Origin of the sequence: Pseudomonas sp. (assembly GCF_028293835.1) — a bacterium.
Taxonomy (GTDB): Bacteria; Pseudomonadota; Gammaproteobacteria; order Pseudomonadales; family Pseudomonadaceae; genus Aquipseudomonas.
Genome location: NZ_JAQGNX010000086.1, coordinates 67,721 through 80,177, shown reverse-complemented (window position 1 = coordinate 80,177; position 12,457 = coordinate 67,721). Strand labels below are relative to the sequence as shown.

At 57.1% G+C, this 12,457-nt stretch carries 13 protein-coding genes; 5 read left to right on the top strand and 8 right to left on the bottom strand.

The window, feature by feature from the left end:
• Positions 1–105 precede the first annotated feature (105 nt).
• Together JWR17_RS11040 and JWR17_RS11035 are read left to right on the top strand one after the other, a co-directional pair.
• Positions 106–1,056, top strand: coding sequence for an LD-carboxypeptidase (locus JWR17_RS11040; RefSeq protein ID WP_299831122.1), 951 nt, complete (start codon positions 106–108; stop codon positions 1,054–1,056).
• A 190-nt stretch (positions 1,057–1,246) separates the two neighbouring features.
• A complete protein-coding gene (locus JWR17_RS11035; protein WP_299831120.1) occupies positions 1,247–3,217 on the top strand; it encodes a methyl-accepting chemotaxis protein in 1,971 nt (656 codons plus the stop codon).
• 224 nt (positions 3,218–3,441) lie between these two features.
• On the opposite strand, the gene JWR17_RS11030 is transcribed toward JWR17_RS11035, so the two are convergent.
• The gene (locus JWR17_RS11030; protein WP_299831118.1) at positions 3,442–4,635 is read right to left on the bottom strand and encodes a benzoate/H(+) symporter BenE family transporter; all 1,194 of its coding nucleotides are present in this window, start codon (positions 4,633–4,635) and stop codon (positions 3,442–3,444) included.
• A gap of 249 nt (positions 4,636–4,884) precedes the next feature.
• On the opposite strand from JWR17_RS11030, the gene JWR17_RS11025 reads away from it, so the two are divergent.
• Together JWR17_RS11025 and JWR17_RS11020 are read left to right on the top strand one after the other, a co-directional pair.
• The gene (locus JWR17_RS11025) at positions 4,885–5,487 is read left to right on the top strand and encodes a glutathione S-transferase family protein (protein WP_299831115.1); all 603 of its coding nucleotides are present in this window, start codon (positions 4,885–4,887) and stop codon (positions 5,485–5,487) included.
• Between the two features lie 29 nt (positions 5,488–5,516).
• The gene (locus tag JWR17_RS11020) at positions 5,517–5,906 is read left to right on the top strand and encodes a lysozyme inhibitor LprI family protein (RefSeq protein ID WP_299831113.1); all 390 of its coding nucleotides are present in this window, start codon (positions 5,517–5,519) and stop codon (positions 5,904–5,906) included.
• Positions 5,907–5,930: 24 nt separating this feature from the next.
• On the opposite strand, the gene JWR17_RS11015 is transcribed toward JWR17_RS11020, so the two are convergent.
• The 5 genes from JWR17_RS11015 to JWR17_RS10995 all read right to left on the bottom strand — a co-directional run bounded on the left by JWR17_RS11015 (position 5,931) and on the right by JWR17_RS10995 (position 9,126).
• Positions 5,931–6,302, bottom strand: a complete 372-nt coding sequence (locus tag JWR17_RS11015; protein WP_299831111.1) for a glutathione S-transferase N-terminal domain-containing protein — start codon at positions 6,300–6,302, stop codon at positions 5,931–5,933.
• Between the two features lie 76 nt (positions 6,303–6,378).
• A complete protein-coding gene (folE, locus tag JWR17_RS11010) occupies positions 6,379–6,924 on the bottom strand; it encodes a GTP cyclohydrolase I FolE (protein ID WP_299831109.1) in 546 nt (181 codons plus the stop codon).
• Positions 6,925–7,346: 422 nt separating this feature from the next.
• On the bottom strand, positions 7,347–7,904 hold the full coding sequence (locus JWR17_RS11005; protein WP_299831107.1) for a Smr/MutS family protein: 558 nt from the start codon (positions 7,902–7,904) through the stop codon (positions 7,347–7,349).
• A 107-nt stretch (positions 7,905–8,011) separates the two neighbouring features.
• Entirely contained in the window at positions 8,012–8,332 is a 321-nt protein-coding gene (locus tag JWR17_RS11000; RefSeq protein WP_299831105.1) for a hypothetical protein, read from the bottom strand.
• A 203-nt stretch (positions 8,333–8,535) separates the two neighbouring features.
• A complete protein-coding gene (locus JWR17_RS10995) occupies positions 8,536–9,126 on the bottom strand; it encodes a cysteine hydrolase family protein (RefSeq protein ID WP_299831103.1) in 591 nt (196 codons plus the stop codon).
• A gap of 258 nt (positions 9,127–9,384) precedes the next feature.
• On the opposite strand from JWR17_RS10995, the gene prmB reads away from it, so the two are divergent.
• The gene (gene prmB, locus JWR17_RS10990) at positions 9,385–10,293 is read left to right on the top strand and encodes a 50S ribosomal protein L3 N(5)-glutamine methyltransferase (protein WP_299831076.1); all 909 of its coding nucleotides are present in this window, start codon (positions 9,385–9,387) and stop codon (positions 10,291–10,293) included.
• A 121-nt stretch (positions 10,294–10,414) separates the two neighbouring features.
• Here prmB and JWR17_RS10985 read toward each other — a convergent pair whose 3' ends face one another.
• Positions 10,415–11,224 carry a hypothetical protein gene (locus tag JWR17_RS10985; RefSeq protein ID WP_299831074.1) on the bottom strand — a complete coding sequence of 270 codons (810 nt, stop codon included), beginning with the start codon at positions 11,222–11,224 and terminating at the stop codon, positions 10,415–10,417.
• Positions 11,225–11,338: 114 nt separating this feature from the next.
• On the bottom strand, positions 11,339–12,334 hold the full coding sequence (locus tag JWR17_RS10980) for an alpha/beta hydrolase (RefSeq protein WP_299831072.1): 996 nt from the start codon (positions 12,332–12,334) through the stop codon (positions 11,339–11,341).
• Positions 12,335–12,457: the final 123 nt, after the last annotated feature.

Here is a 12,457-nt window from a genome sequence, read left to right as displayed (position 1 = left end):
ACCTCAACAACGGTCATCAGTTCATGCCGTCCGTGGCTTGGCCGGGAACAGCCGGGCGATTTTGTGTTTAACTGCCTCATCGAAACCTGAGGGGCATTGAGAGACATGGATTTTCATCACAGTCGAAAGCGCGGTGAGCAACCGACACTTCACCCCAGACGACTGCAGGTCGGGGATGCGGTCGCGTTGGTTTCGCCCGCCGGCCCTGTGCCCCAGGCGCGAGTGGAAGCGGCAGTCAAGGTGCTCGCCAGTTGGGGTCTGCAGCCGAGGGTCTACCCCCATGCGCTGGATAACTATTCCTTTTACGCGGGCAGCGATGAACAGCGCGCGTCCGATTTGAACGACGCCTTGGCCGATCCTGACATTCGGGCGGTGATCTGCAACCGTGGCGGGTATGGCGTGCAGCGTATTATCGAGCATTTGGACTTTGCTGCCGTGCAGCGCGACCCGAAGCTGGTCCTGGGTTTTTCCGACATCACAGCGCTGCACGCTGCACTGTGGCGTAATGTGCGACTGGCGACAATCCATGGTCCGGTAGGTGCGCAACTCGAACGCGGTGGCCTGACCAACAGCAGCGTCAGACACACGCTGATGACCACCGAGCCGATGCTAATCAAGGCCGATTTGAAAGAAGCCACGGCCAGCGTGCACAGTAAGGGCATCGTCAATGGTGTGCTGCTGGGTGGAAACCTGAGCCTGCTCAGTACCTCAATCGGCACGCCATTCATGCCTGACCTTGACGGTGCAATCCTGTTGATCGAGGACGTCGGCGAATCGGCTTACCGGGTGGATCGAATGCTCACTCATTTACGCAATTGCGGCATTCTGCAAAGAGTCGCGGGCGTTGCGGTGGGGCAATTCAGTGAGCCCGTTGGCGTGTCCGGGAAAGTTAGCCTGGCGGAGGTTCTGAACGAGCGATTGGGCGACCTTGGCGTTCCTGTGTTGGGCGGATTGTCCATCGGCCACGGTGATCCAAATATCGCGGTGCCACTGGGGACATATGCTACGTTGGACGCCGACGCAGGAACCTTGTGGGTAGCGCCAGCGTGCCGCTGAAGCGTTACCCGAAAAAGTTCAATGCATAGCCGACCTATAACATTCTAAAAACGACGATCATCTAGCTTTTGGCCATTATTCCGGCGCCAGAGGCTTGTGCTGGCACGGTCCCGTTGAGAATCTGCACAAGCACATGATGGCTTGATCAATAGCCTGAGCACCTTAGACATTCGAACGGGGATTGAGCGCTATGATTTCGGCCGTGCAAGGACGTTTTGCCAATCTCGGTATGGCGAAGAAACTGGGCATTGGTTTTACCCTGGTTCTGTTGCTGACCGCGTTAGTCGCGGCCATTGGGGTCTGGTCACTGCAGACCATCAGCGTTCGTTTTGACGGACTCAAGCAAATGTCGGCGCTTAACAGCGGCCTGCTCAAAGTACGACTGCAAGAACAAGACTACGGCCTGCACGGTGACCCGAAGGTAGTGGAAAGCTTGCACGCCGGGGTTGATGCCCTGCAAGCCCTGGCCGAGCAGCTAAAGGGTCAGTCAGCGGCCAACCAAACGATGATGGGTCAGGTACAGACCGCGCTCACGGCGTACCGCAAATCCTTTGACCAGTTCGTCAGCATCAGCCAAAGCAAAGACCTGGCACTGGAAATGGCCAGTTGGTCTGTGTCCAGTGTGGCCAACAACCTTGACGTGTTGCAAAGCGGATTGGCCGATGACGGCGCTTATGCGCTGAAAAAATCCGAAGGCAAGGAAGGCTCTGAATTTCTCGACCAGGCAAACCAGGTCAGCCAGGTTTCGCGACTAATGCTGGAAGCCATGAGCGAGGCGCGGATGCGTCTGGATCAAAGCCGTAAACAAGGCTCGGGCGAGGCGCCTAAAGAAGGCAAGATCGAACAGGCCGATCAGGCGTCCGTGCTGGCCGAGCAGTTGAAAGGGTCTATCAAGGATTCGGGCTACCTGACCGTTCTGGCGGAATGCGGCACCCATATTACGAACTTCACTGACAAACTGAACGAATACACCGGGTTGCTCGCCAACGAAGCCCAAGTCAATGTGCAACTCGCAGACAACGCCAAGCAAGTGGTGCAGCGCGTGAATGAGGCGTACGCGGCTCAAGATGAGGCGATGCAGACGCAACTTAAAACCAATTCGATGCAGATCATTGGTTCATCGGTGCTGGCGTTATTGGTCGGCCTGATTGCTGCCTGGGTTATTACGCGTTTGATCGTGTCGCCGCTACGCAGCGTGATCCGCGCTGCACAGCAGATCGCTTCGGGCGACTTGAGCGCTAAGTTGGAAGTGAAACGTCGTGATGAAATCGGCCAGTTGATGTTGGCCATGCAGCAGATGGGCACGAGTTTGAGTGGCATTGTCAGCGGTCTACAGGCTGGTATCGAGCAGTTGGCAACGTCCGCGAATTCCCTGTCGGCGGTGACTGAGCAGACCAATCTGGAGGTCCATAGCCAGCGCGACGAGACCGAGCACGTGGCCACGGCCATGAATCAAATGACCGCGACCGTGCACGATGTGGCGCGCAACGCAGAAGAAGCTGCGCTGGCGGCGCAAACCGCCGACAACAAAGTCGAGAGCGGTCAGCAGGTTGTCCGCCAAAGCATGCTGCGGATTGAGGCGCTTGCCACCTCTGCCAGCTCCGCCAGCCATAGCATCGAGAACCTCAGTGCTGAGATCCAGAACATTGGCAAAGTGCTTGGGGTGATCAAAAGCGTCGCTGAGCAAACCAACTTGCTGGCGCTCAACGCAGCCATCGAAGCGGCCCGGGCCGGCGAGCAGGGACGTGGCTTTGCGGTGGTTGCCGATGAAGTGAGGGCCTTGGCCAAACGGACTCAACAATCGACTGAAGAAATCGAACGGCTGGTGGTCAGCCTGCAAAGCGGTGCTCAGGCGTCTGTTGCGCAGATTCAAAGCAGCGGCGAGTTGGTCAAGATGGCGGTCAGTGATGCACTGCAGACCGAAAGTGCGCTGGGCAGCATCGCTGCAGCCGTGTCGATGATTCAGCAGATGAATCAGCAGATCGCCGCTGCTGCCGAACAGCAAAGCTCGGTGGCCGAAGAGATCAACCGCAGCGTCACCAGCATCCGCGCCAGCGCCGATCAGTCGGCCATGGCCATGCAGGGCAACGCCGCTTCCAGCATCGAACTGGCGCAGCTGGGCACAGAACTAAAAGGCATGGTCGGGCACTTCAGGCTGTAGCTGTAGGAGGTTCCCCCACGTCTTCGACGCCGCGCTGTCGCGCAGCAAACACAGTCGCTGTAGGAACTGCCGAAGGCTGCGATAAGGTCGGCACGCTTCTTCGTGAACAAGTTCCCTCCCACCGGATCTCCGCATGGCGCTGATCATGGGTTGTTCCCCATGCCGGTGGGAGCGTACTTGTTCGCGGATGCCATGACGCGGTGTACCTGATGCACCGCCGATCATCAGCCCTTGCGACTGTTCAGTATCAGTAACGTCAGCACACCGGCAACGATCCCCCAGAACGCCGAACCTATGGAGAACAGCGTCAGGCCCGATGCGGTGACCATAAAGGTGATCAGTGCTGCTTCACGTTCCTTGGGTTCGTTCATGGCCACGGTCAAGCCATTGATGATCGAGCCGAACAACGCCAGTGCGGCTATGGACAGCACCAATTCTTTGGGCAATGCCGCGAACAACGCAGCCAAGGTCGCACCAAATACCCCGGCAATCCCGTAAAAAATCCCGCACCACACTGCCGCCGTGTAGCGCTTGTCGCGGTCTTCATGGGCGTGGGGTCCGGTGCAAATGGCCGCGCTGATGGCCGCCAGGTTAATGCCGTGGGAGCCGAACGGTGCCATTAACAACGAGGCGACACCGGTTGTCGTAATCAAGGGAGAGGCCGCCACTTTGTAGCCATCCGCGCGCAACACGGCAATTCCGGGCATGTTTTGCGAGGTCATCGCCACCACAAACAGTGGGATACCAATGCTGATAGTGGCTGCCAGCGAGAACGACGGTGTGGTCCAGACCGGTGTGGCTACTTCCAGGGCAAAACCGCTGAAATCCAGCAACCCCAGCAGGCCCGAGACAGCGGTGCCGACGATCAAGGCAGCGAGTACCGCATAGCGCGGCGATACGCGTTTGATCAGCAAGTAGCAAAAGAACATGCTCAGCACCAACCCCGTACGGTGCTGCGCTGCGACAAAGATTTCGCTGCCGATCTTGAACAATATCCCTGCCAGCAATGCCGCGGCCAGCGAGGCCGGTATTCGCTTGACCAGGCGTTCAAAGCTGCCTGTAACGCCACACAGGGTCACCAACACGGCACAGGTAATGAATGCGCCTATCGCTTCGCCGTACGAGACGCCGCCGAGGCTGGTAATCAGCAGCGCTGCGCCAGGGGTCGACCACGCCACGGTGATCGGGGTGCGATAACGCAATGACAAACCGATGCTGCATACCGCCATGCCAATGAACAGCGCCCAGATCCAGGACGATATCTGTGCACTGCTCAACCCCGCTGCTTGCCCGGCCTGGAACATCAGCACCAACGAACTGGTACAGCCAGTCATCATCGCAATGAATCCGGCGACTACCGCTGAAGGCGAACTGTCGGCGAAAGGCCGCAGGCGGGTAGGGGAAGTGACATCGGTCATACGGTTTCCTTAACAACGTCTGGTCGTGAGTAAGCCTAAGCCCAGTGATTACTGCATGTTGCTATACAGCGACCAGCACAATGAGCCGTACAGTCAAAAAAATACGACGACAGGTGGGCTGTCGCAGTCGGGCCGCTTGAAAGGGTCGGAGCGAGATATACTCGCTGCCTGGTTGAATCTTACGAATAACGGCAGTCATGCAGTTGGTGTCGTGATGTCACTTGAAAAAAACATAGCGGGGAGCAGTGCATGTACACGGTCTACGGTGACTACAACTCAGGCAATTGCTACAAGATCAAATTGATGCTCAACCTGTTGGGGGTCGAATACCTATGGGTCCCGGTGGATATTCTGGGCGGAGAAACCGAGACGCCTGGGTTTTTGGCCATGAACCCCAACGGCAAAATTCCAGTGTTGGAACTCGAAGACGGCACTTATCTGTGGGAATCCAATGCCATTCTCAACTTTCTCGCCGACGGTAGCCAATACCTGCCCGGCGAGCCTCGTTTGCGTACCCAAGTGTTGCAGTGGCAGTTTTTCGAACAATACAGCCATGAGCCGTATATTGCGGTCGCTCGGTTTATCCAGTTCTACCTGGGCCTGCCGGAGGCGCGCATGAACGAATACCGCACCATGCAAAAAGCCGGTTACCGGGCGTTGACCGTGATGGAGCAGCAGCTCACTCGCACTTCGTTTCTGGTGGGCGAAACGTTCACCATCGCCGACATCGCCCTGTATGCGTACACCCATGTTGCCCATGAGGGCGGCTTCGACCTCGACACATACCCCGCCATTCGCCAATGGCTCGCCCATGTGGCGCAGCAGCCAGGTTATATCGGAATGCTGGACTAACGATGCTGCGGCAAAAAGGAGTATTCACCATGCGCTATGTGTTCGCGATGGTTATGACGTTGGGTATGGGGTTGGCAACCTTACAACCGGCGATGGCTGACGACTGTGATGCTGACCAGGCGTCAATGAACGCCTGCGCTGGCCGAGATTTAGCCAATGCTGATGCTGATCTGAACCGGCAGTACCAGGCCCAAATGGCCTACCTGACAACCCCGGCACGCAAGCAGGCATTGAAGAACGCCCAGATCAAATGGATCGCGTTCCGGGATGCCGATTGTTTGTATCAAGTCGGAAAGCCCGAAGACTCAGGCTCGATCTGGCCGCTGCTGCACGCGCAATGCATGGCCGCATTAACCTTGCAGCGGGTCGAGCAATTAAAAGCGTATGTAGCGTGCCGGCAGGAGGGCTGTCCGGATTAGCTGGGTATTCCAGCATCCTACCGATCAAACCGCTGAAAACCGCTGTTGCAGGTACGCGACAATCGCTTTGGATTCATACAGCCAAACCGTCTGGCCGCTTTCTTCGATGCGCAGGCACGGCACTTTGATCTTGCCCCCTTCGTTAAGCAGGGTGCTGCGGTCCAGTTCGTTGTTTTTTGCATCACGCAACGCAACGGGCACGTTCAGCCGACGCAGGGTACGGCGGGTTTTCACGCAAAACGGGCAAGCGTGGAACTGATACAAGGTCAGGTCCTGGGCTGATTGATCAACCGCCGCTTGCGCTTCAGGTGTCCGCTTTTTCTTGCTCGGACGGGTAATGAAATCGATCAGGAGCACGAGCTGGCCCAAGCCAACCCTTAAAGCCTTCATAAACACGGTAAAGCCTCGCGATAAGAAATAAACACAGGCATGACGTCGTTCAGGCGCAACCGATTTGCGCCTGGACTGCAGATCATTTGATCAAGCTAAGAAACTCGCTGCGGGTAGCGGCGTTTTCGCGAAACTCTCCAAGCATCACCGAAGTGATCATCGACGAATTCTGCTTCTCTACACCACGCATCATCATGCACATATGCTGCGCCTCAATGACCACGGCCACGCCCATCGCTCCCGTGACCTGTTGGATAGCTTCGGCAATCTGACGGCTGAGGTTTTCCTGGATCTGCAATCGGCGAGCGTACATGTCAACGATACGGGCAACTTTCGACAGGCCGAGCACTTTGCCGTTGGGAATGTACGCAACGTGGGCCTTGCCAATGAAAGGCAGCAAATGGTGTTCGCACAACGAATACAGCTCGATGTCCTTGACCAGCACCATTTCGCTGGCGTCGGAGCTGAAGAGGGCACCGTTGGTGACTTCTTCCAGTGTTTGCTCGTAGCCGCGACACAGGTACTGCATCGCCTTGGCTGCACGCTTTGGCGTGTCGATCAGGCCTTCGCGAGAAATGTCCTCGCCCAGTTGACCCAAAATCGCGGTGTAATTCTGTTCCAGTGTCACAGGGCTGTGTTTCCATGTGGGTTCGATAATGGGCGACATAGTAGCGTACGCGAGCAGGCAGGGGTACGCCCGCAGGCTTGCTAACCCGCTGCATGCGCCATGGACGTTACATTAAATGCATGCAATTCAGTTCTTTACCCAACCTTTACAGTCGTCGGCACGCTATCGTCCGCATTCCACTGTCTGAATTATCAGGTAACAAATACCTGCCGTGAAGAGAGTGAATGAAATGAGTCGACTCATCAAAGTTGCAATTGTTGTTGCAGTGTTTTCATCAATGTCGGGCTGTTTCTTCGGACCTTGGCACGACGGCCACTGGCATGACCACCGTTACGCGGATAACCGCCGTTACTGATCGTCAGTCGGGCCTGGACGTTAGATAAACCGGTTTGAGCAACCCGTGGAGGCCGTGACCGTAGGCGTTACTCGTCGCGGCCTTCCATCATTGTTCGTTTGAGAACCACGTACAGCGCGCCCGCGCCGCCGTGTTTCGCCAGGCAGGAGCAAAAGCCCAGGACTTGGGGGTGCTGCCGTAGCCAGGTGTTGACGTGGCTTTTGATCAGCGGTCTTTTGCCATCTGTTCGAACTGATTTGCCGTGGGTCACCCGCACGCAGCGAACTTCCAGCCTGGTGGCTTCAGCCAGAAATTCCCATAGGGTTTCCCGGGCGACTTCCACCGACATACCGTGCAAGTCCAGGCTGCCTTCGAAACTGATCTGGCCAAGCTTCAGTTTGCGCATTTGCCCTTCTTGTACCCCGTCTCGGGACCAACTGAGCTCATCTTCAGGGCCAACATCAATCACGAATTGGTCCGACAAGCCATCGACCGTCACCGCGTCAGTGCGCACGGTGGCTGCCTGGCGTAATTTGGCCAAGTGTTTACGGTCAGTCTTGGGTTTGCCCACCTCGGCGTGGTCGTGCTTGATCGGCTTTACGCCGCGGATCTCATTCTTGAACAGGGAAAAGTCGTCGTCTTGCATGTAAGCCTCCGCGCAGGAGGGCTAGTCTACCCAAGTCACGCCGTGCTCCGCGCAACTAAAACGTCATGAAAATGCCGCGAGACTCCCGCAAGGGGGGGCGCCACGGTTCAATCGTGCTTTTTCATCAGATGTGGGGACATGTTCAACGAGCCGGCGCGCCGCAGGCGACGACGGCAGCTGCGCCATAACCACACGCCGATGTACAACACGAACAACCCGGCCACGACGACCAATGATGCGCCGAGTGGGCTGGCGTTGAGATCTCCCAGGGCGGGCGGGTGCCCAATCAGGCTGGCGATACCCGCTAACATCAGCAGTACGCCGCAGGTCGCCATTACGGCGGCAACTGCAGCGCCAAAGCGTGTTCGCCAGTTGCTCGGGCCTTTTGGGCGCAAGCGACGAGCATCGAATCCATCGGATGATTTCATTCCGATTTTCCTCTCAGAGTATCGGCGCTCTGACCAGTATATGACCGCCTGGTTCCCGATAAAGGGGGTTCAAAGGCAAATGCAAGTGATTATTGGATGGGCGGTTATACGGTTTAATTGTTTTACCTCACGGGTAAAACCCAAGTTACGTACGTAAAAACCGCCGAAGCAGCGAGGGCGGTTCTGGTTCAGCCGGCAGCGGCCTAGATCAAGTCGGTGGTCAAGGCGAGCGTAGCGAAGTTGTCGGCCATGATCGCCATTTCGGTCTGATGAACCGTTTCGGCGCTGATGACTCCCTGTTTGCTTGGCAAGTTACGGGTAGCGCAGGCATCTTCTACCAGCGTGCAACGGTAGCCGTAGTCCTTGGCCGCGCGCACCGTGGTGCTGATGCTCGAGTGGCTCATGAAACCACACACGATCAGGTCCAGATGCCCCAGCCTCTGCAGCAGGTCATCCAGGCCGGTACCGTTGAAGGCGTTAGGCAGACGTTTTTCGACGAGGTGTTCGTCGTCCTCCGGCAGCAGCTCAGGAAGCAGTTCACCGCGTTCGCCTTGTGGGTCAAACAAGCCGCCCACTGTACCGAGGTGGCGAATGTGCACAATCGGGCAAGTGGCCGCGCGGGCTGCCTCCACCAATTTGCAGATATTTGCCACTGCTTCTTTCATGCCGCTCAAGGCCAGCGGACCGCTCAAATATTCTTTTTGCGCGTCAATGATAATCAGCGTGGCATTGCTCAAATTGGCCGCCGCGTAACCACGGCCACTGAGTTGAAGCATCGTTTTTGGATCGGACATCTGGGGCTCCTTCGGGTGGGGCTTTTGTGACATTGTCCTCTGGCTGAGCGGTTATGTGAATGGCTATACCTGCAAGCAGCGTGGTTGTTGGCTTACGGACCATTTGCCCGGCCATGACAGATGGCTTTTTGCCAAGCAAAGCCGGTTTCCGAATGAAATAAACACTGCCATCTTGGCTTTTTGATTCACCCGCCGCAGGCATCGTTTGTTCGGCCCATGACTGATAGAATCGCCGGTCGTTTTTTGAGGAGTCTGCCTGTGATCACTTCCCGCCTGCGCACCCTGCGCGACCACATCCGTTGGGCTGTCAGCCGCTTTCATGGGGAGGATCTGTTTTTTGGGCACGGCACCGATAATGCCTGGGACGAAGCCCGCCAATTGGTGCTCGGTGCATTGCACCTGCCGTGGGAAATCGCGGACAGCTACCTTGACTGCCGCCTGGAAGACGATGAATTGGTCAATCTGCAACGGTTGTTGAAGCGTCGCATCGTTGATCGCATTCCAACCGCCTATCTGCTGGGCGAAGCGCTGTTTTGCGGTCTGTCGTTCATTGTCGACGATCGGGTTCTGATCCCTCGTTCACCTATTGGCGAGCAGATTGAAAAACGCTTCCAACCCTGGTTGGCGACCGAGCCTGCGCGGATTCTTGATCTGTGTACCGGTTCGGGCTGTATCGGCATTGCCTGCGCGTTCGAATTTCCTGAGGCAGAGGTGGTGTTGGCCGATCTTTCCTACGAAGCATTGGAAGTGGCCAACCAGAATATCGAGCGCCACGGCGTCGATGACCGTGTTTACACGGTGCAGGGTGACGGCTTTGACGGTTTGCCTGGCCAGCGTTTCGATCTGATCGTGTCCAATCCGCCGTACGTTGACGCCGAAGACTTCGCTGACATGCCCGATGAGTATCAGCACGAACCAGAGCTGGCGTTGGCGTGCGGTGATGACGGTTTGAACCTGGTTCGACGAATGCTTAGCCAGGCGGGCGAGCATCTGACGGAAAAAGGCCTGCTGATTGTCGAAGTTGGCAACAGCCAGATCCACGTCGAGGCGCTTTATCCGGAAGTCGACTTTACCTGGCTAGAGTTTGAACGTGGCGGGCACGGCGTGTTCCTGCTGACGGCTGCGCAATGCCGCGAGCACCAAGGGTTGTTCGCCGCGCGGGTGTGATGGTTAGAAATCAGTAGGAGCCAACGTGTTGGCGAGGCGGTCAGCGATAAGTCCGAACTACCTCGCCAACACGTTGGCTCCTACAGAGGCGGCCGCCATCCGCAGTGACGGCCGCCAATCCTTAACGATGCGTAGCGATCCAAATCAACAGCGCCGCCTGGAACACCGCAAACGCGACCAGGCAGGCGATGGTGAAGCGCAACCCGGTGTCTTCACGCTTGAACTGGGCGACGGTTTCTTCTTGCCTGCGCTGCTTGATTTCGTGCTCGAGTAGTTTGCCTTCGGCCTGTTCGAGCATGTTGGCGGCATCAAGCACTTCCATGACCTGAATTTTATCGTTGTTCCAGGAACTGTGCAGTTCGCCCAATCGAACGTCTTTCACTGTGCCTTTCATGTGCTGGGCATCGGCATACGACACTGCAAAACCATGGGTCTTGAGGACATAATCGCGACGCAACCGCGTGTCATCGTTCAGTGCATCTTTGTTGGCAAGCGTGATGCCATCAACGGTGTAATCGGACCATTTGTGGCGTGCCCAAGCGATGCTGTGTGCGATTAAAAAACGCCCTATGCCGCGGTTCCATGGCTCGATCTGCAAGCCAGCTTCGGGACTGAATCTGATTCGATGAGTGCTGTGGTCAACCCATACGTCCAGATGGTTCTGTTCTTTACGCACCCGCTGTCCGGCCAACTGAATGTCCAGACGCAGCAAGCTGAGTTCTTTGCTATGACGTTCGACCCGTCCGAACTGCACGAAGCGCAAGGGCCGTGCGCCGGTGATCCGGTGGATCGCAAGTGGAGACAGGCGAAGCATCTGGAAATGGTCGGGCTGGACCTCCTCCCACGGCAAATGCGCCGACACCGGCTCAGCCTGGGCGGTTTCGGTTTTGGTATCAGCTTCAACATCGAGTACGGCTTGAGTTTCGGTCATGTCGGCAATCCTGTGGCCTGGCACCCAGCAGCAAACTTGGTGCCAGTTATCAGCTATCGGCCGTTTCTTTCAGGACTGTAGGGTGTAACGCTGATTGCTCGCCCGGTGGCGCCTTCAAGCGGAAGGTAGCGTGCCGATGAATTGCAGGATGCGCGTAGACAACTCGCTGGCGAGGGGTAACTGCGGATCTTTATAGGAAGCTAACTGACGCTTGATGTCGTTTGGAACAATACGCATGACATGGTTCATGCCGTCGATGAGTGCCAAGTCAGCGTCAGGCTTCGCGGCATGCAGCAGTTCTGCATCCCCAACGCCCACTTGAATGTCATGGCGGCCTTGAATGATCAGCGCCGGAACCTGAAGCTTGCCGAACGCTTGGGCCGGGTTCTGGCGGAACAGGGAAATCAGGTACGGCTGCACGCTGGGGCGGAACACCACCTCCAGCGCAGGTGGCACGTTGTCGTCGGTGTGTCCGGCTTTCAGCGCTTCGATAATGTGCTCGCTGCGCAAAAGTAGCGCTGGCGGCAAGCGGTATTGCAGCTGTTCGCGCACCACCTGGTCCACCGGGCGCCCTGTACCGGCAATGGAAATAACCGCGGCCGCCCCGGCTTTTTGCGCGGCCAGGGATGCGACCAATGCGCCTTCACTGTGGCCCATCAAGATCAACGGCCCCAAACGTGAGTCGCTTTTAAGCTTTTGACCCCAGGCCTCGGCATCTGACACATAGGCTTCGATGCTGAGGTTGCGCTCATCGGGCGTCGCCGCCGTACTGGCCGCCACGCCACGTTTGTCGTAGCGAACGCTGGCAATGTTGTGTTTGGCGAGGATTTTCGCCAAGCGTTTCATGCTGTCGTTGCGCCCGCCATCGGTATTATTGCCGTCGCGATCAGTCGGGCCGGAACCGGAGATCATCAAGACCACAGGCACCGGGACGTCTGACTTGGGCAGCACCAACGTGCCGAACAATTCGCCGGTGCCGGTATCGAGGCTGATGGGACGCTGCAATATAACCGTAGGCGCAACGGCCGGGAGGGTTATGGCTTGAGCGAGGCCAGTGAAAAGCGGAAGGATCAAGGTGAGAACTCGGATTACAGCGGTGACTCGTAACATCTGGAAGGCCACGTTCAGTATAAGTGCCGATTGGACGCATCCGTACGTATAAGGTTCGGTGATGAACAGAACAGCCTGGGAGGATGAACTACGCAGGCAGCCTGCGTATACTGGCGCACTTGT